At 43.1% G+C, this 17,855-nt stretch carries 14 protein-coding genes; 9 read left to right on the top strand and 5 right to left on the bottom strand.

Annotated features, from left to right (window positions below):
* Positions 1 to 7 precede the first annotated feature (7 nt).
* From G608_RS0112620 to G608_RS0112635, 4 genes are all read right to left on the bottom strand, one after another.
* Positions 8 to 796, bottom strand: coding sequence for an alpha/beta fold hydrolase (locus G608_RS0112620; RefSeq protein WP_026496335.1), 789 nt, complete (start codon positions 794 to 796; stop codon positions 8 to 10).
* A gap of 5 nt (positions 797 to 801) precedes the next feature.
* Complete coding sequence (locus tag G608_RS0112625; RefSeq protein WP_026496336.1) at positions 802 to 2,340, bottom strand: glycoside hydrolase family 9 protein; 1,539 nt, start codon at positions 2,338 to 2,340, stop codon at positions 802 to 804.
* A gap of 22 nt (positions 2,341 to 2,362) precedes the next feature.
* Entirely contained in the window at positions 2,363 to 4,660 is a 2,298-nt protein-coding gene (locus G608_RS0112630; protein WP_026496337.1) for a hydratase, read from the bottom strand.
* A gap of 147 nt (positions 4,661 to 4,807) precedes the next feature.
* Positions 4,808 to 7,288: a glycogen/starch/alpha-glucan phosphorylase gene (locus G608_RS0112635; RefSeq protein ID WP_026496338.1), complete on the bottom strand. Its 2,481-nt coding sequence runs from the start codon at positions 7,286 to 7,288 to the stop codon at positions 4,808 to 4,810.
* A gap of 192 nt (positions 7,289 to 7,480) precedes the next feature.
* Here G608_RS0112635 and G608_RS0112640 point away from each other — a divergent pair, with 192 nt between their 5' ends.
* The 9 genes from G608_RS0112640 (at position 7,481) to deoC (ending at position 17,052) form a co-directional block, all read left to right on the top strand.
* Positions 7,481 to 8,668: a BMP family lipoprotein gene (locus tag G608_RS0112640; protein WP_081677422.1), complete on the top strand. Its 1,188-nt coding sequence runs from the start codon at positions 7,481 to 7,483 to the stop codon at positions 8,666 to 8,668.
* A 192-nt stretch (positions 8,669 to 8,860) separates the two neighbouring features.
* Complete coding sequence (locus G608_RS0112645; protein ID WP_035795550.1) at positions 8,861 to 10,405, top strand: YjjI family glycine radical enzyme; 1,545 nt, start codon at positions 8,861 to 8,863, stop codon at positions 10,403 to 10,405.
* A 2-nt stretch (positions 10,406 to 10,407) separates the two neighbouring features.
* Positions 10,408 to 11,247, top strand: coding sequence for a YjjW family glycine radical enzyme activase (locus tag G608_RS0112650; RefSeq protein ID WP_026496341.1), 840 nt, complete (start codon positions 10,408 to 10,410; stop codon positions 11,245 to 11,247).
* A 34-nt stretch (positions 11,248 to 11,281) separates the two neighbouring features.
* Entirely contained in the window at positions 11,282 to 12,808 is a 1,527-nt protein-coding gene (locus G608_RS0112655) for an ABC transporter ATP-binding protein (RefSeq protein WP_035795590.1), read from the top strand.
* Positions 12,801 to 13,871: an ABC transporter permease gene (locus G608_RS0112660; RefSeq protein WP_026496343.1), complete on the top strand. Its 1,071-nt coding sequence runs from the start codon at positions 12,801 to 12,803 to the stop codon at positions 13,869 to 13,871. The genes G608_RS0112655 and G608_RS0112660 overlap by 8 nt, the downstream gene beginning before the upstream one ends.
* Positions 13,871 to 14,803 carry an ABC transporter permease gene (locus tag G608_RS0112665; RefSeq protein WP_026496344.1) on the top strand — a complete coding sequence of 311 codons (933 nt, stop codon included), beginning with the start codon at positions 13,871 to 13,873 and terminating at the stop codon, positions 14,801 to 14,803. Before G608_RS0112660 ends, G608_RS0112665 begins: the two co-directional genes overlap by 1 nt.
* A gap of 84 nt (positions 14,804 to 14,887) precedes the next feature.
* Positions 14,888 to 15,319, top strand: coding sequence for a cytidine deaminase (locus tag G608_RS0112670; RefSeq protein WP_026496345.1), 432 nt, complete (start codon positions 14,888 to 14,890; stop codon positions 15,317 to 15,319).
* A 23-nt stretch (positions 15,320 to 15,342) separates the two neighbouring features.
* Positions 15,343 to 16,329, top strand: a complete 987-nt coding sequence (gene add / locus G608_RS21125) for an adenosine deaminase (RefSeq protein WP_035795552.1) — start codon at positions 15,343 to 15,345, stop codon at positions 16,327 to 16,329.
* 63 nt (positions 16,330 to 16,392) lie between these two features.
* A complete protein-coding gene (gene deoC / locus G608_RS0112680; RefSeq protein ID WP_026496346.1) occupies positions 16,393 to 17,052 on the top strand; it encodes a deoxyribose-phosphate aldolase in 660 nt (219 codons plus the stop codon).
* 82 nt (positions 17,053 to 17,134) lie between these two features.
* Here the strand turns inward: deoC and surE are convergent, their stop codons facing one another.
* The gene (surE, locus tag G608_RS0112685) at positions 17,135 to 17,854 is read right to left on the bottom strand and encodes a 5'/3'-nucleotidase SurE (RefSeq protein WP_026496347.1); all 720 of its coding nucleotides are present in this window, start codon (positions 17,852 to 17,854) and stop codon (positions 17,135 to 17,137) included.
* Between the last annotated feature and the right edge of the window lies 1 nt (position 17,855).

A 17,855-nucleotide genomic window follows, 5' to 3' on the forward strand; every position in this document is an offset into this window, starting at 1 on the left:
TTTCCTTTTAAAAATCCACATTTAAAAAGCTTCCGAGTATCTTGTTAAAAAGGTACTGATTATCAAGGAAAGAATAATGTCCTGCACCCTGAATAACCGCAAGCCCTGCTTCAGGCATAAGCTTTTCCATCTGCTGTCCATCCGACAAAGGTGTTGCAGTATCCTGATCACCCCAGATAAGAAGAACAGGCATTTTAAGAGCAGGCATATACTCCTGCAGATCCTCATTAACAACCTTTACAAGACTTGCTCGCATAACGGGCGATGCCGCTGCATAATCTGCAGAACCAAATTTTTTCTGGAGACTCTCAAGGGTGCCCGGAAAAGCCTTCGCAATGCCGGTATTAACAAGAATGCTCTTATAAAATTTATAGCGCTTTGTCTTACTGCTCTGTTTCCCCGAAGGAATAGGCTTAATTCCCGCACTGTCCGTTAGAATTACTTTGGGAATCCTAAAGCCCAGTTCATCCTCCGATTTTGTTCCGATCATTTTGATGATAACTCTTCCACCCATTGAATGGCCAAGGAAAATTACTTCCTTCTCATCAGGATAGAGTTTTTTTACAAAGGCTATTACAAAATCTACGAAATCTGATACTTCCCAGGGTTCTGCAGGTTCATCACTTTTTCCAAACCCCGGCATATCCATTCCAACTACATGATATTTCTTGGCGGCAAATTTGATCACACCATCAAAAAGATCCACGTTGGAGCCCCAGCCATGAAGCATCACAAGGAGCGGTCCCTGTCCCTCATCGCGATAATTTATTTTTAGTCCGTTTATCTCAGTATTCATAAATCTTATTCCTTAATAACGCTAAGCATGAATATAAATTTGGCATTGAGAAGAGGCTGATTCATAATACCCATTCCTGCATCTGTATCAAGGTAGGTTCTCTCCGTATCGTCAGTTATATAATTAACCGCTTCAGGATTTCTTCCCATCAGATAATGGGCATGATTCTCAATGATTGTCGTATATTCATAATTATAAATGATATGGTCCGTAATTGTTATGGTTCTCATATCATCCAAAAGCGCTGAGTGTTCTTCGTCCGATACAAGATATGCGCTGTTCTTTGAAGCACTTGCTATTGCCGATGCTTTTTTCATAAGAAGCTTCATTATCCTGTCGCACACATCCACATTTACCTTCTGGCTTGTGGAAATATAGGTCACTCCGCCAAGGAAAACCTCTTCATCCTCTTTGAAAAGACTGTCAAAATCGCTTCTTCCGAAATAGGAGGTCAGCACCTGCTCATAGCTTGATGCGCCTGTGGCTCTGTAAAGCTGCGCTGCCGCATGAAATCCTGCGGAACTTTCCTTAACATTTTCATTACTTACAAAAACGCTATAGGCTTTGTCTGCACACTTAAGGCAGGCTGTAGCAAAATCCGAATCAAAGCTTTGGTACTGGTAACTAAAATCTGCAAGAAGCGTGGCGAAACAGATGGTAGCCTCCATGGTAATAGGTGTAACCTCCACCTCAGCCTGCATAAGATCCTTACTCTCGTCTCTCACGGTAAGGGCAGAGCCATAAACACCGCCTGTTCTCTCATCCTGCATCTTCATAAGCCATTCTATTTCATATTTTACCTCATCAAGAAGATCAGGAATGCCATTTCCACTTTCAGGAATACCTGTATCATCAGTAACAGCCTTGGGATTCATCTCGTAGGCAAGAAGAAGATTCTGGGCAATTTTGCAGCCCTGAACCACATCTCTGTCAGCCTGAGAATTAAGATGCCATCCGCCGGAAACATCCATAGCTTTTGATGGATCCTCCTGCAGATGAGCCTCTGCTGTATGACAGGCCAAATGTGCATCACTTCCCGCAAACTCCTCGGAAAGATTTGTGCCGCATCTGTTCATATAATAGGTCTTGCAGGCTTTATTCCAAATATCATCATACAGGTCATTCTGAATTCTGAAGCTGAAGGAGCTTCCTATGATATCTGTGTAGATATAATAATTCCCGTCTGTTATAAGATCAGAGAAATATCCGATCTTTACATTTTCCTCACTGGAGCTTCCTGATCCCCGCATCTGACCTGTGTATTCAAGATCATCCGTATCAAGATTATAGATATAAAAAACATCCGGAAGATTCTCGCCTTTAAATACAACGGCTTTTTCCGCACCTGTTCTGTACCCGTTCTGATCAACAAGTGCGCTGGGAATCTCTGCAGGTACATCATAAACAATATTTGGAGCAGGTGTGCTTTGTATGTCAACCTGCTCTGTCTTTACTACATTTTCTATTGCAGGTGCCTTTTGCCCGCATCCGCAGGCAAATGCACCCATAATCAGCGCCATAAAAAGCGCAATTTGTTTCTTCATACTATTTCACATCCTGCGCGAATTATTTTTTTCCTGCGCGATTGTAATTTATCAGACATCCATCAAGGATAATCTCTCTCTCATTATCAGTAAGATCGCCAAGAGTCATGGTGAACTCTGTAAGCTTTCCATCTGAAACAGCCACTGCCTTAATGGTATCAGCCTTGTCCTCAACAGCCTTTCTGATTCCGGGAAGGAATACATAATCAAGGTTCTTGAAGGGAAGGTCGCCCTCTTTAATGAGAAGCGGCAGCATACCCCAGTTGATAAGGTTTGAACGATAACGCTTTGTAGCATACTCGTTAGCAATGTTAGCCCATCCGCCAAGTACCTTCTGACATGAAGCAGCCTGCTCTCTGGCAGATCCATCTCCGGGCTTAACAGCAAAAATAGTTGAGCCGATTCCGGTATTTGCTGCAGAAACATCAGGATATTTTTCCAATACAGCCTTAATTACAGCGGCAGTCTCAGGAGTCATTGCGTCAAAGGAAGCGTCCTCACGTCTCTTTAATTCCTCGGCATATACAGCCTTTGCCCTTCCAACGTATTCAGGATCCTTTCTTGAAAGAGTGAACTCAGCCAGGCCCTGAGGGTTAGATCTGTAGGAGCTGGTCTCACCTGAAGGAATAAGCTCATCAGTTGTGGTAACAGGATCATGAATCTCTGAAACGACACGGAGAAGCACATTCTCTGTAAGCTCTGTCATCTTGGGCCAATCCTTTATGTTGGGACCAAACTGAAGCTCTACGCTGTCATCTGCTTTTCCCTTTGAATCAAATACGCGGTTTGCATATATTTCCTTATCAAAATGATATGTGTATTTATTGAATTTACCGTCAAAAGCAGTAGCAGGTGTAAGAACACCCTGATTAGCTGCTGTTGCAGCGATTGACCTTGCATCCATAAGTGCAACTGATGCGATCTGTCCGCTCTGAACCTTGGAACCCTCTCTGTTGGGAAAGTTTCTGGTTGAATGGCGGATACTGAATGCATTATTTGCAGGTGTATCTCCTGCACCAAAGCAGGGACCGCAGAATGCTGTCTTAAGGATCGCCCCTGTCTCAAGGATCTTGGCAGCAACACCGTTTTTAACTATCTCCATGAAAATAGGTGTTGAGGCAGGATATACGCTCAAGGTAAATCTGTCATTACCTGTAAATCTGCCCTCAAGAATGTCTGCAGCAGCGCAGATGTTCTCGAAGCCACCGCCGGCACAGCCTGCTATCACACCCTGATCTACCATGAATTTGCCGTCTTTTATCTTTTCCTTAAGAGAATATTCAATCTTATCGCCAAAGCTTACCTTTGCACGCTTTTCTACATCTGCAATGATATCTGAAAGATTTGCATTGACCTCATCAATCTCATAGGTATTGCTGGGATGGAAGGGCATTGCGATCATGGGCTTGATCGTACTTAAGTCAACCTCAACAACGCCGTCATAATATGCCACATCTCCCGGCTTTAATTCTTTATACTCACCGACTCTGCCATGAGTATCATAGAAGTTCTTAACCTCATCATCTGTCTGCCAGATTGAAGAAAGGCATGTGGTTTCTGTGGTCATTACGTCGATTCCGATACGGAAATCTGCCGAAAGAGACGCAACACCCGGACCTACGAACTCCATTACCTTATTTTTTACATAGCCGTCACCAAATACCTTACCAATGATGGCCAGCGCAACGTCCTGAGGACCAACACCGTGCATAGGCTCGCCCTTAAGATATATTGCCACTACGCCGGGCATTTTTATATCATAGGTCTGATTAAGGAGCTGCTTAACAAGCTCAGGTCCGCCCTCACCCATAGCCATGGTACCAAGGGCACCGTATCTGGTGTGAGAATCCGAACCAAGGATCATGCCACCACAGGTAGCAAGCATTTCTCGTGCAAACTGGTGAATAACTGCCTGATGAGGAGGCACATATATTCCGCCGTATTTCTGAGCAGCGGTAAGACCATACATGTGGTCATCTTCATTTATTGTTCCGCCTACTGCACAAAGTGAGTTGTGGCAATTGGTAAGAACATAAGGAATCGGGAATTTCTCAAGCCCTGAAGCCCTGGCTGTCTGAATAATACCAACATAAGTAATATCATGGCTGGTAAGCTTGTCAAACTTTATCTCAAGCTTGTCCATACTGCCTGATGTGTTATGCTTCTCAAGAATTCCATAAGCTATAGTGTTCTTTTTTGCTGTAGCTTTATCTGTTTCTTTGCCTGTTTTTGCTGCAATCGCCGCGGCTGCATCTGCATTGTCAGGGATAAGCTCTGCTCCGCCGATCAAATATGCACCGCTGTCATAAGTCTTAATCATTCCCGTCCCACCTTTCTCTAGTAACTTTTCTCTATTATTATTCACTTTCTCCAAGGTATTATACTTTAATCTTGCATATTTGTGTATAAAAAAAGGAAGCTGTACACCGAAAACCATCGGTGCACAGCCTTGTGTATCAGATTTTTTTCAGACTTTACTCATATCCAGTTTGTCGATGTGCCAGATCTCATCCACATACTCCTGTATTGTTCTGTCTGATGAGAACTTTCCGCAGGATGCAGTGTTAAGAATTGCCATCTTAGCCCACTTTTTCGTATCTCTGTAGGTCTCTGAAATATTTCTCTGAGCCTCTATATAGGATTCGAAATCCTTCAATATGAAGTACTGGTCAGCCTTGTTTGAATTAATAGTATTAAGAAGAGAATTAAACAGTGGTCTGAACAGTTCTCTGTCGTTTGAGAAGGTTCCATCCACAAGTCGATCCAGAGTTCTCTTTACATTAGGATCCTTGTTGTAGATATCTCCGGGATTATATCCACCGTTCTTCTCATAGGCGATTACTTCATCAGAAGTCAATCCAAAGATAAACATGTTATCTTTTCCTACTTCCTCAAGCATTTCAACGTTTGCCCCATCAAGAGTTCCAAGAGTGATGGCTCCGTTTAACATCATCTTCATATTACCGGTTCCGGATGCTTCCTTACTTGCTGTGGAAATCTGCTCTGAGATATCAGCTGCAGCAAATATAAGCTCAGCATTTGAAACCTTGTAATCCTCTATGAAAACAACCTTGATCTTGCCATTTATTGAAGGGTCGTTATTTACAACATCAGCTACAGAATTGATAAGCTTGATTGTAAGCTTCGCTGTCTGGTAGCCGGCTGCTGCCTTCGCTCCAAAGATATAGGTCTTTGGCGTATACTCCATATCGGGATGAGCCTTTAAAAGATCATACATATAAATAACATGCAGGATATTGAGGAACTGTCTCTTGTACTCATGAAGTCTCTTAACCTGACAGTCGAAAATTGACTTGGGATCAACATCAATTCCGTTGTGCTCCTTGATGTAAGCCGCAAGACGCTTCTTGTTAGCCAGCTTAATATCCATGAACTCCTTTTGAGCCTTCTTATCTCCTGCAATATCCTTAAGACCGGAAATCACAGAAAGATCTGTAATCCAGCTGTCACCTACATGAGCTGTTACCCAATCTGCCAGAAGCGGATTTGCATGCATAAGGAAACGTCTCTGGGTAATGCCGTTTGTCTTGTTATTAAACTTCTCAGGATACATCTCATAGAAATCCTTAAGCTCTCTCTTCTTAAGAATTTCAGTATGCAGTCTTGCAACACCGTTAACAGAATGACCGCCAACGATGGCAAGATGAGCCATTTTAACCTGATTGTCATAAAGGATCGCCATGCTGCGAATCTTATCCTGCACATCAATGCTTGGAAGGTTCGAGTACTGACGCATGATCTGATCAACGAATCTTCTGTTGATCTCATCAACGATCTGATAAATTCTGGGAAGCAGTCTCTGGAAAAGATCGATGGGCCACTTCTCAAGAGCCTCTGCCATAATTGTGTGGTTAGTGTAGCAGCAGGTTTTCATGGTTACATCCCACGCAGTATCCCATGGCAGATAATACTCATCCATAAGAAGTCTCATAAGCTCTGCAACCGCAACTGTGGGGTGTGTATCATTAAGCTGGAAAACAGCCTTTTCATAAAATCTGCTGATATCCTCGTGGTGACGAAGATATCTCTTGAGAGCCGTCTGAACAGAAGCAGAGATGAAGAAATACTGCTGCTTAAGTCTGAGCTCTTTTCCTGCAATGTGATTATCGTTAGGGTAAAGTACTTCGCAAAGCTGACTGGCAAGATTTTCCTGTTCAACAGCCTTCTGATAATCACCCTTATCAAAAGAATCAAGCTCAAAGCAGGTGACGGGCTCTGCATCCCATATTCTAAGGGTATCAACTACTCCGTTACCATAGCCTACAACCGGAAGGTCATAGGGAATTGCACGAACTGACTGATAACCCTCCTGGCGGAACATCGTACGTCCTCTGTCATCAACAAAGGCATTAACATAACCGCCAAATTTTACTTCCTTGGCATACTCAGGACGTCTAAGCTCGAAAGGATTGCCGTTTTCAAGCCAGTTATCCGGTACTTCTACCTGATAACCATCCTTAATTTTCTGCTTAAACATTCCATATTTATAACGAATTCCACAACCGTAAGCCATATATCCAAGGGATGCCAGAGAATCAAGGAAGCATGCTGCAAGTCTTCCAAGACCTCCGTTACCGAGCGCCGGATCCGGTTCCTGATCCTCAATCACATTGATATCAACACCAAGCTCATCAAGGGCTTCCTTAACGGGCTTATATGCCTGCAAATTGATCAGATTGTTTCCAAGTGCACGGCCCATCAAAAACTCCATGGACATGTAATAAACAATCTTGGGATCCTGCTCATTTGCTGCCTTCTGTGTGGACATCCAGTGATCCACTATCGCATCCTTTATGGCGTAAGCGGATGCCTGGAAAATCTCCTGTGATGTGGCTTCTTCGATTGTTTTTCTGTAAAGAGTCTTTACATTATATAAGACACTTCGCTTGAATAGTTCCTTATCAAAAGATAGCTGTTTTTTCTTCATAAACTTCCTCCTCATATTAGAAGTATGTATAGACCTTATAATTGTATCACAATTCGTCCACATTTAGACGACATTTTATGAATAATAGTTTTGGCTTGTTAAAATGTGATAAAACCATTATAATGAAATGGATTGCGTGAAAAGTTACGCAATAGACCAAGTAATAGCTTTATAGAAAGGGAGAAAAGCATTATGAAAAAGTTACTTGCTATGATGCTTACAGCATCACTCACATTCAGCCTTGTTGCTTGTGGTGGTTCATCATCAGACAACACAGCTGAGACAGCTGCTTCAGAAGCAGCAAGCGAAGTAGTTGAAGAGGCTACAACAGAAGAGGCAACTGAGGAAGTTGCTGCAGAAGAGACAACAGAAGAGACAGCAGAGGAGACAGAGGAAGCTGCAGAGGCTACAGATGATGCAGCAGCTCTTGACGGAACAGGCTACAAGATCGGTCTTGTAACAGACGTTGGTGGTGTTAACGACCAGTCATTCAACCAGTCAGCATGGGAAGGTCTTCAGCAGGCTCAGAAGGAGTTTGGTGTAGAGGTTAGCTACCTTGAGTCAAGCACAGACTCTGATTACGCCAGCAACATTGAGACTTTCATCGATGAAGATTACAACCTTATTATCTGCGTAGGTTACATGCTTGCAGATGCAACAAGAGAAGCTGCTACAGCTAATCCTGATGTTAAGTTCGCAATCATTGATGATTCTTCAAACGCTGATCTTGACAACGTTACATGCCTTACCTTCAAGCAGGAGCAGGCTTCTTACCTTGTAGGTTATGTTGCAGGTCTTACAACAAAGTCAAACAACGTTGGTTTCGTTCTTGGTATGTCATCTGAGACAATGCACCTCTTTGGTTATGGTTACGCAGCAGGTGTTCTCGATGCTAACCCGGATTGCACAATCCAGCAGATGAACGCAAACAGCTTTGCTGATTCAGCTATTGGTAAGACAGATGCTACACAGATGATCACAAACGGCGCAGACGTTATCTTCCACGCAGCAGGAAGCACAGGTCTTGGTGTTATCGAGGCTTGTCAGGAAGCTGGCGACGGCATCTATGCTATCGGTGTTGACTCTGACCAGAACTACCTTGCACCTGATACAGTTATCACTTCAGCTATGAAGAGAGTTGACGTATCTGTTTATGATTCAGTTAAGGGTCTCCTTGAGGGTACAATCAAGGGTGGCGAAGTTGTTTACGACCTTTCAGTTGGTGGTGTAGACATCGCTCCTACAACAACTCTTCTTTCAGATGATGTTATCTCAAAGGTAGAAGACGTTAAGGCTAAGATCATCAGCGGTGAGATCAAGGTTCCTTCATCTCAGTCTGAGTTCGAGGCTACTTACGGCGACGTTTACGAGTTAGACTAATAACTATCGAATCGTTGCCTATGGCACGTAAAGTGATATAATAATTATGAGGATACCGAACCGGGGGATTATGCCTTGGTTCGGTATTTTTGAGAATTTGTAATTATTCAGAATCAGGTTGATTTTTGAAATTCATTTACCCGGTCCTGAATAGCTATAAATTTGTATTTTTAAGGAAATAAAGGAGGCAACATGAGACCTATTTCCATGGAACGCGTTGAACAAACAAGAGGAGAAATCCTTGATATTATTAAGAGTGCAGAACTTACTCACGAGCAGAAAGTTACCTGTCTTGCCAACAAGGCAGATTCTCTTTTGGAAGTACTGGATTTACCCGAGGGACTTGATGAATTATTAAATGTTCCCGGCGATGAGAAATGTATATGTGATCTTTCAGAAGGTCATGCACCGCTTCGCCCCCGCTATATCACACCTGATTATTCAAAGCTTATGAAAGAGGGCTGCAAATATCTTAACCTTGATGCACCCAAGGATCTTTTCGAGGCACTTAATACTCTACTTATCTTTTACAAACATGTGCCCAGCGTAACAAATTATCCCGTATATCTCGGTCAGCTCGATGATCTTCTCGAGCCCTTTATTGATACAGTTCCCGAAGAAACAGCTGCCAAGCTTATAAAGATGTTTCTTCTTAATGTGGACAGAACAGTTCTTGATTCCTTTGCTCATGCAGACATTGGACCCAAGCCTTCAAGGACAGCACATTATATCTTTGAAGCTGAGAAGGTTTTAGAGGACGCTGTTCCCAATCTTTCACTTAAATATGACGCAGCAGTAAGTACCGATGAATATCTCAAGGAGGCTGTTGAGTGTGCGCTTACCTGCGCTAAGCCAAGCTTTGCAAATCACAAGATGTTTACAAGCGAGCTTTCAGAGAATTACGTAATCGCAAGCTGCTACAACGGACTTTTACTTGGCGGCGGATCATACACCCTTTGCCGTCTTGTACTTGGAAATATAGCCAAGAAAGCATCTTCTATCGAAGACTTTAAGACCAATAAGCTTCCCTATGTAATGGACGTCATGGCAAAATACATGGATGCCAGAATAAAGTTTGAGGTGGAGGAAAGCGGATTCTTCGAGAATAATTTCCTTGCTCAGGAAGGATTTATCAGCAGGGATAAGTTCACTGCAATGTTTGGTCTTGTTGGTCTTGCAGATGCTGTTAATCTCCTCCTTGAAAAAGAAGGCAAAACAGGAAGATATGGCCATGATGACGCAGCAAATCAGCTTGGCGTAGAGATCATGGAGATCATAAATGATTTTAACAACAATCACACTAACCCTTATTGTGAAGCCACAGACGGACATTTCCTTCTCCATGCACAGGTAGGACTTGCCGAGGATGTGAATATCACACCGGGTACACGTATTCCGATAGGTGAAGAGCCTGAAGAACTTATTGATCAGCTTAACGTTCTCTCTAAGTTCCACAAGTACTTCCCTTCAGGAACAGGTGACATATTCCCGATAGATCTTACAGTACATCGCAACCCTGAGTACGTAATGGATATCATCAAGGGTGCTTTTGCCAAGGATCTTCGCTATATGTCATTCTATTCAAGCGACAGCGATGTAATCAGAGTAACAGGCTATCTTGTTAAGCGCTCTGAGATGATCAAGCTCGACAATGGGCATGCCGTTATTCAGGACACAACCGCTCTTGGACTTGGCGCTTCTAAAAATGGCCACATTTTAGAGCGAAAGGTCAGATAATAATGGAAGCTCTTGTTACAAAAATAATACCTTTCAGCAGTGTTGACGGCCCGGGTAACCGCACTGCCGTATTTCTCCAGGGTTGCAATATTAACTGCAAATATTGTCACAACCCTGAAACCAGAAAGGTATGTATATCTTGCGGAGCATGCGTATCAAAATGTCCTGCAGGTGCACTTACCATGGATTCAGGGAAGGTCATATTTGATGCATCAAAATGCGTATCCTGTGATACCTGCATCAAAACATGTCCCCACGATAGCACCCCAAAGGCTGTCAGTATGACTCCGGATTCTGTATTTGAAGTTGTAAGAAAACAACTTCCTTTTATCAGAGGTATAACTGTTTCAGGCGGTGAGTGTATGCTTCAGCCCGAATTTATCAGGGAATTATTTACTCTTGCCAAAAAGGAAGGCCTCGGAACTCTTATTGACAGCAATGGGACCATACCCTTTTCAGAGTATCCTGAACTTATGGAGGTTGCAGATGGCGTAATGCTCGATATCAAGGCATTTTCATCTGATGAGCATCTGTATGTTACCGGCTTCCCTAACGATATGGTTCTTGAAAATGCCCGGTTCCTTGGGGAAACCGGCAAGCTTTTCGAGGTAAGATGTGTTATTGCGCCTGATTTATACAACTGTGAAGAGAGTGTCAGAAAAACAGGGGAATTTCTTTATCCCCTCTATAATCTCCACAAATTCAGGATAAAGATAATTGCTTACAGACCTATGGGAGTAAGAAAAGAATATTCAGACATGCGAGTTCCTACGCAGGACGAGCTGTCAAAATATAAAAACATGCTGTCCGGCATGGGTTATGAAGACATAATAATCATTTAAGAAGGAGGTACTAGGATTGGAAAAGGCAAGCCATATGGACCCAAATACTGTAGTCATCGAAATGAAGGATATTGTCAAAAAGTTCGGTGATTTTACAGCTAACGATCACATCAATCTTAAGGTACACAAGGGGGAAGTTCACGCTATTCTGGGGGAAAACGGAGCCGGAAAAAGTACGCTTATGAATGTCCTTTACGGACTCTATAAGCCCACAAGCGGTTCAATTTATGTTAACGGAAAGGAAACAGAAATTTCCAGCCCCCGTCATGCCATCGATCTTGGTATCGGTATGGTGCATCAGCACTTCATGCTGGTTCAGCCCTTCACCGTTACTGAAAATATCATTCTTGGCGTTGAGCCCCAAAAAGGTATCGTCATCGATAAGAAGCTTGCAAACCAGAAAGTTGTGGAGATATCTGAACGCTACGGCATGAAGGTTGATCCTAATGCCAAGATTGAAGATATTTCTGTTGGTATGCAGCAGAGAGTAGAAATTCTTAAGGTTCTTTACAGAGGTGCGGATACACTTATTCTTGATGAGCCTACAGCATCTCTTACTCCTCAGGAAATTGATGAGCTTATGGAGATCATTCAAAACCTTACTGCTGATGGCAAGAGTGTCATCCTGATCACCCACAAGCTCAAAGAGATAAAGGCCTGCTCAGATAATTGTACTATTATCAGACAGGGAAAATACATTGATACCGTTAAAGTCGGTGATGTAAGTGAGAATGACCTTGCAGCCATGATGGTTGGTCGTGAAGTTAATTTCCGCGTTGAGAAAAAGGAACAGGAACCCGGTGCTGTTGCTCTTGAAGTAAAAGACCTCCATGCCAAAGATTACAGAGGCGTTGAGATCCTTAAGGGACTTTCAATCAATGTAAAAGAAGGTGAGATTGTCGGTCTTGCCGGTGTCGACGGTAATGGTCAGACTGAGCTTGTTGAGATCCTTACAGGTCTTAAAAAGGCTGAATCAGGACAGATCACAATGCTTGGAAAGGATGCTTACAACAGATCACCCAAGGAAGTATTCGATATGGGTATTTCCAGTATACCGGCTGACAGACAAAAGCATGGTCTTGTGCTTGATTTCTCCATTGAGGACAACATGATCCTTCAGCATTTTGAAGAAGAGCCTTATTCCAGCAAGGGTATCCTGAACAGAAAAGCTATTCGCGAACAGGCTACCAGACTTATGGATAAGTTTGATATCAGACCCCGCGGTTCCGAAGAGAAGCCCGCAGGTACACTCTCCGGTGGTAACCAGCAGAAGGTTATCATTGCAAGAGAGGTTACAAATGATAAGGAGCTGCTGATCGCGGTAAATCCTACAAGAGGACTTGATGTCGGCGCTATAGAGTTTGTACACAAATACATCGTAGAGCAGAGAAATAAGGGACGCGCAATCTTACTTGTTTCATTCGAGCTTGATGAAATTATGAGTCTTTCTGACAGAATCGAAGTTATCTTTGACGGCAAGATCACAGGTAGCGTCGATGGTAAGGAAGCAGACGAGAAGGAACTTGGATTCTTGATGGCAGGAGGAAAAAAGCATGAATAAGAAAAAAGGTATATTACAAAGCAATGTACTTTACACTATCATTGCCATCATAATCGGTTTTATTATCGGAGCAATCTTCCTTGCAATCGCACACATAAGCCCCATTGAAGCATATTCAAAGCTTCTCTCAAGCGTTGTTAGTAAGCCCAAGTACTGGTTCTGGACACTGACCTATGCAAGCCCCATCATCCTTACAGGATTGTCAGTTGCTTTCTCATTCCGTACTGGTGTATTTAACATCGGTGCCGAAGGTCAGTTCGTTGTTGGATCTCTTGCAGCAACAGTAATAGGAATACTCCTTGATCTTCCTGCTGTAATTCACATTCCGCTCTGCCTTATAGCTGCAGCTGCAGCAGGTTGTCTCTGGTCACTGATCTGCGGAATCATGAAGGTTAAAAAGGGGATCCACGAAGTACTTTCCTTCATCATGTTTAACTGGATCGCATACTACCTTTCAAACTACGCAGTTAACACAGAAATACTGCACAAGGTAGGCGGCGGTGAAGCAACCAAGGATCTGCATGAATCTGCAAGACTCCTTTTCCCTAAGAGCATAATCGCTCTTACAGGATGCTCCGCAGCAAATGCAGGTATCATCATTGCTATCGTTCTCGCAGTTGTCGTTTGGATAATCATTGAAAAGACAACTCTTGGTTACAAGCTTAAAGCCGTTGGTTTCAACAAGTTCGCAGCTCAGTATGCAGGAATTGATTCTGATAAATCAATCCTTACAGCACTTGGTATCTCCGGTGCTCTTGCAGGTCTTGGCGGTGCCGTTCAGACCATGGGTATGGGCGGACGTCTCGCACAGTTTGCCAGCCAGGAAGGCTACGGATTTGAAGGTATCACTGTTGCCCTTATCGGTGGTTCAAACCCCATCGGAGTTATCTTCTCAGGTATCTTCTACGGCGCAATGAAGTACGGCGGATCAAAGCTTACACTTATAAATGCTCCTTCAGAAATCATCAATATCATAATGGGTTGTGTAGTTATTTTCATAGCTATTGCTCATGTATTTAAGGCATTGCTCTTAAATCTTTCTAAGAAGAAGGAGGCAAAATAATGAATATACTTATTCAAAATCTCGGATTATTAATAAATGCAACACTTATAGCTACACCTCCGCTTCTTTTTGCAGCACTTGGATCATGCTTCTCAGAGCGATGCGGCGTTGTAAACATCGGTATTGAAGGAATGATGACAGTAGGTGCTGTTGTAGGCGCCATCACTGCTCTTACAACACATAACGGCATCATAGCCTTCCTTGTAGGCGGACTTGCCGGTGCGCTGTTTGGACTCATCCATGCAATAGTATGTATCTCCTATCACGCAGATCAGACTATCGCAGGTACAGCCATTAACTTCATAGGCCCCGGTCTTGCTGTATTTACCTGCAAGATACTGTACAACTCATCTGATACACCGGCTATCGATTCAGCATCAAAGCTGCCTAAGATGTTCAACAACATGTTTGCAGCAGGAAGCTTTGGAAGTAACGTACTTAACGTTTACTCAATGGCTTATCTCGTATTTGTAGTTGCAGGAATCTGCTGGTTCGTATTCTATAAGACAAGATTCGGCGCACACCTTCGTGCCTGCGGAGAACATCCTGAAGCCTGCGAATCCCTTGGTATCAACGTATATCTTGTAAGATATATCTGTGTTATCCTTTCAGGATTCCTTGCAGGTCTTGGCGGAGCTTTCGTAACACTGGCTACAGTATCACAGTTTAGACCTACAGTTATCGTAGGACAGGGCTTTATTGCTATCGCTGCTGTTATCTTCGGTAAGTTCTCTCCTGAGGGTGCTCTCAAGGGATGCCTTATATTTGGTGTATGTAACGGAATTAAGGCTCTTGCCAGCCAGGGTAACGTGGTTTCACCCAACCTGATCTCAATGATCCCTTATGTGGTAACCATTATCGCTCTTATCCTCTTTGTAGGAAGAGCAAATGCACCTGCTGCAAATGGTAAGCCTTACATCAAATCACGCTAAATATTCAGTCTGATTTTATCCGTGCCACAAGCCCCTCAGGCTTCTGGCACGGTAATTATTCTAATCAAATAAGGAAATGATCATATGACGTATAATGAATTAGTCGAAAAGGCGCTGGAGGCAAGAAAATTCGCCTACACTCCCTACTCACACCACGCAGTAGGTGCTGCTCTTTTGACAGAAGATGATAAAGTATACACCGGCTGCAATATAGAGAATGCAGCCTACACTCCCAGCAACTGTGCTGAGAGAACAGCTATTTTTAAGGCTGTAAGCGAAGGGGTCAGAAAATTCAAAGCAATTGCCATCGTCGGCGGCCCCGACAATGCAGAACACCTTCCAATCTGTGCTCCCTGCGGAGTTTGCAGACAGGTAATAAACGAATTTGTTGATGCAAATACCTTTGATGTTGTACTTGGAACAGATAACCCCGAAGAGACTGAGGTCCACAAGCTTGCAGAGCTTCTTCCTCTCGGCTTTGGTCCCAGGAATATGAGTTTTCTCGAAAACTACTAATGCAGAAATACTGTGAGGTAAAAATGGATTTTAAATCATTACCAAAAATCGAATTACATTGTCATCTGGATGGTTCTCTTGATCTTCAGACTACAAGGATACTCCTTGCAGAGCGAGGTGAAAGCTATGAATCAGACGAACTTGCCGATCTTATGCAGGTACCGGATTCCTGTGAGAGCCTTACAGAATACCTTAAAAGATTCGATCTTCCAAATCATTGTCTTCAGGATGCCGAGGGTATAGAAGAGTCATCCTATGCTCTTGCAAAAAATGCTGCAGCAGAAAACGTTAAATATCTGGAGGTTCGCTTTGCTCCTGCTTTCTCTACATCTAAGGGCATGTCCTTCAGAGACATTATTGAGTCTGTAGAAAAGGGTCTTAGCCGTGCAAGAAGTGATTTTGATATCGAGACAGGTATTATTCTCTGCACCATGCGAGGCCTTGATGAAGATGTTAATAAGAGCGTCGTTAAGATCGGAAGAGAAATGCTTGGTAGCGGCGTTGTAGCCTGCGATATAGCAGGTGATGAGGCAGCCTATCCAATCTCTATGTATGCTGATCTCTTCAAATATGCAAAAGAGATAGGTCTTCCTTACACAATACATGGCGGCGAAACAGGTATCGTTTCAAATATTACAGGAGCCATCGATCTTGGCGCAAAACGTATCGGTCATGGAATAGCCATGATCAAGGACCCTGACCTTATGAAGTTTTGCGGAAGCAATAAGATTGGTACTGAAATCTGCCCTACCAGCAATATTCAGACAAAGGCATATCAACGTATAGAGGACTGTCCTATCCTTAAATTCATGGAGCATGGCATTCCGGTATCTTTAAATACAGATAACAGAACCGTAAGTAACATCACCTGTACTGAGGAGTATAAAAAGCTTGATAAGGCCTTTGGATTAAACGAAGATGTTGTTCGAAGAATCTATGAAGATTCAGTAGATATGACATTTACTTCGGATGATGTGAAGGATAAGCTCCTTAAAAAATGGACTGTATAATCCGTAAAAGATATTTTTCCATATTGGTGCACATATAAAATCAATTAATGAAAGGATCAGAAAATGGATATTAAGACAATTTTGAATCACTGCGACCACACACTTTTAAAGCAGGAAGCTACATGGGATCAGATCAAGGAGATCGCTGATGATGCTATCAAATACAACACAGCATCTATCTGCATTCCTCCCTGCTACATCGCTCGTGCAAAAGAGTACGTTGGTGATAAGGTACAGCTTTGCACAGTTATCGGTTTCCCTAACGGAAACATGACAACTGCTACAAAGGTATTTGAGACCAAGGATGCCCTTGCAAACGGCGCTGATGAAATCGATATGGTAATCAATATCGGCGAGCTCAGAGCTAAGAACTATGACTATGTTCTAAACGAGATCAAAGAGATCAAGGCTGCTTGCGGAAACAACATTCTCAAGGTTATCATCGAGACCTGCCTCCTTACAGATGAGGAGAAGATCAAGATGTGCGAGCTTGTTACAGAAGCTAAGGCTGACTATATCAAGACTTCCACAGGCTTCTCCACAGCAGGTGCTACCTTTGCTGATATCGAGCTCTTCGCAAAGCACATCGGTCCTGATGTAAAGATGAAGGCTGCAGGCGGAATCGGAAGCATTGCTGATGCTGAGAAATTCATGGAGCTTGGCGCTGACAGACTTGGAACAAGCCGTGTTGTAAAGATCGTTAAGGATGAGAATCTCCTTTAATTACTAAAGGCAGAATACAGCTATATAGAATATTTAAAGCCATACCTCTTAGCTCATAATGAACTGAGGTATGGCTTTTTATTTATGTTCCGATATTATTTACTTTTCCAAAGGCGATCATGTTATCAAGGACTGCGCCGTAGTCTGTACCTTCCTCGGGATGAGCGTGGTAGATTCCATCTACCATATATCTTTTGCCGCCGTTTTCAAGCTCCTCTATGACCTTGTATCTGTCTATATAAAAAGCTCTGCGGGATACTTTAACACCCTTTGCTACGCCCTTGAATTCCGATAATGGACAATCTGGAAAATTGATATTCAGGATTTCTCCAAAATCAAGATCCACCTCAAGGGCATCCATAAGCATATCCCTTAAATAGTGGTCTGTGACCTCGTGAGTCCCATTAAAACCTTCTGATAATGCGATTGCATGATAGCCCTGGAAAGCAGCCTCAAATGCGGCTCCTGCGGTGGCAGAATACTGGATATCAGATGCCACATTGTAGCCAAAATTGATTCCTGAAAGGACCACATCCGGTCTTTCATCCATTACACTAAGGCTTCCTGCTCTTACGCAGTCTCCGGGAGTTCCGCTGCAGGAAAATGCTTTTACACCTTCAACAGGAAAATCATGGGGATAGATATCTATACCATGTCTTAAGGTAATGCTGTGGGAAGCGGCGCTCCTCTGAGAATCAGGTGCAACCACCCATACCTCTCCAAACTCAAGGGCAGCCCTGGCAAGCCTGATGATACCCTCAGAATCTATTCCGTCATCATTTGTAATAAGTATTTTTCTCATC

The sequence above is a fragment of the Butyrivibrio sp. WCD3002 genome (assembly GCF_000424265.1).
Classification (GTDB): domain Bacteria; phylum Bacillota; class Clostridia; order Lachnospirales; family Lachnospiraceae; genus Butyrivibrio.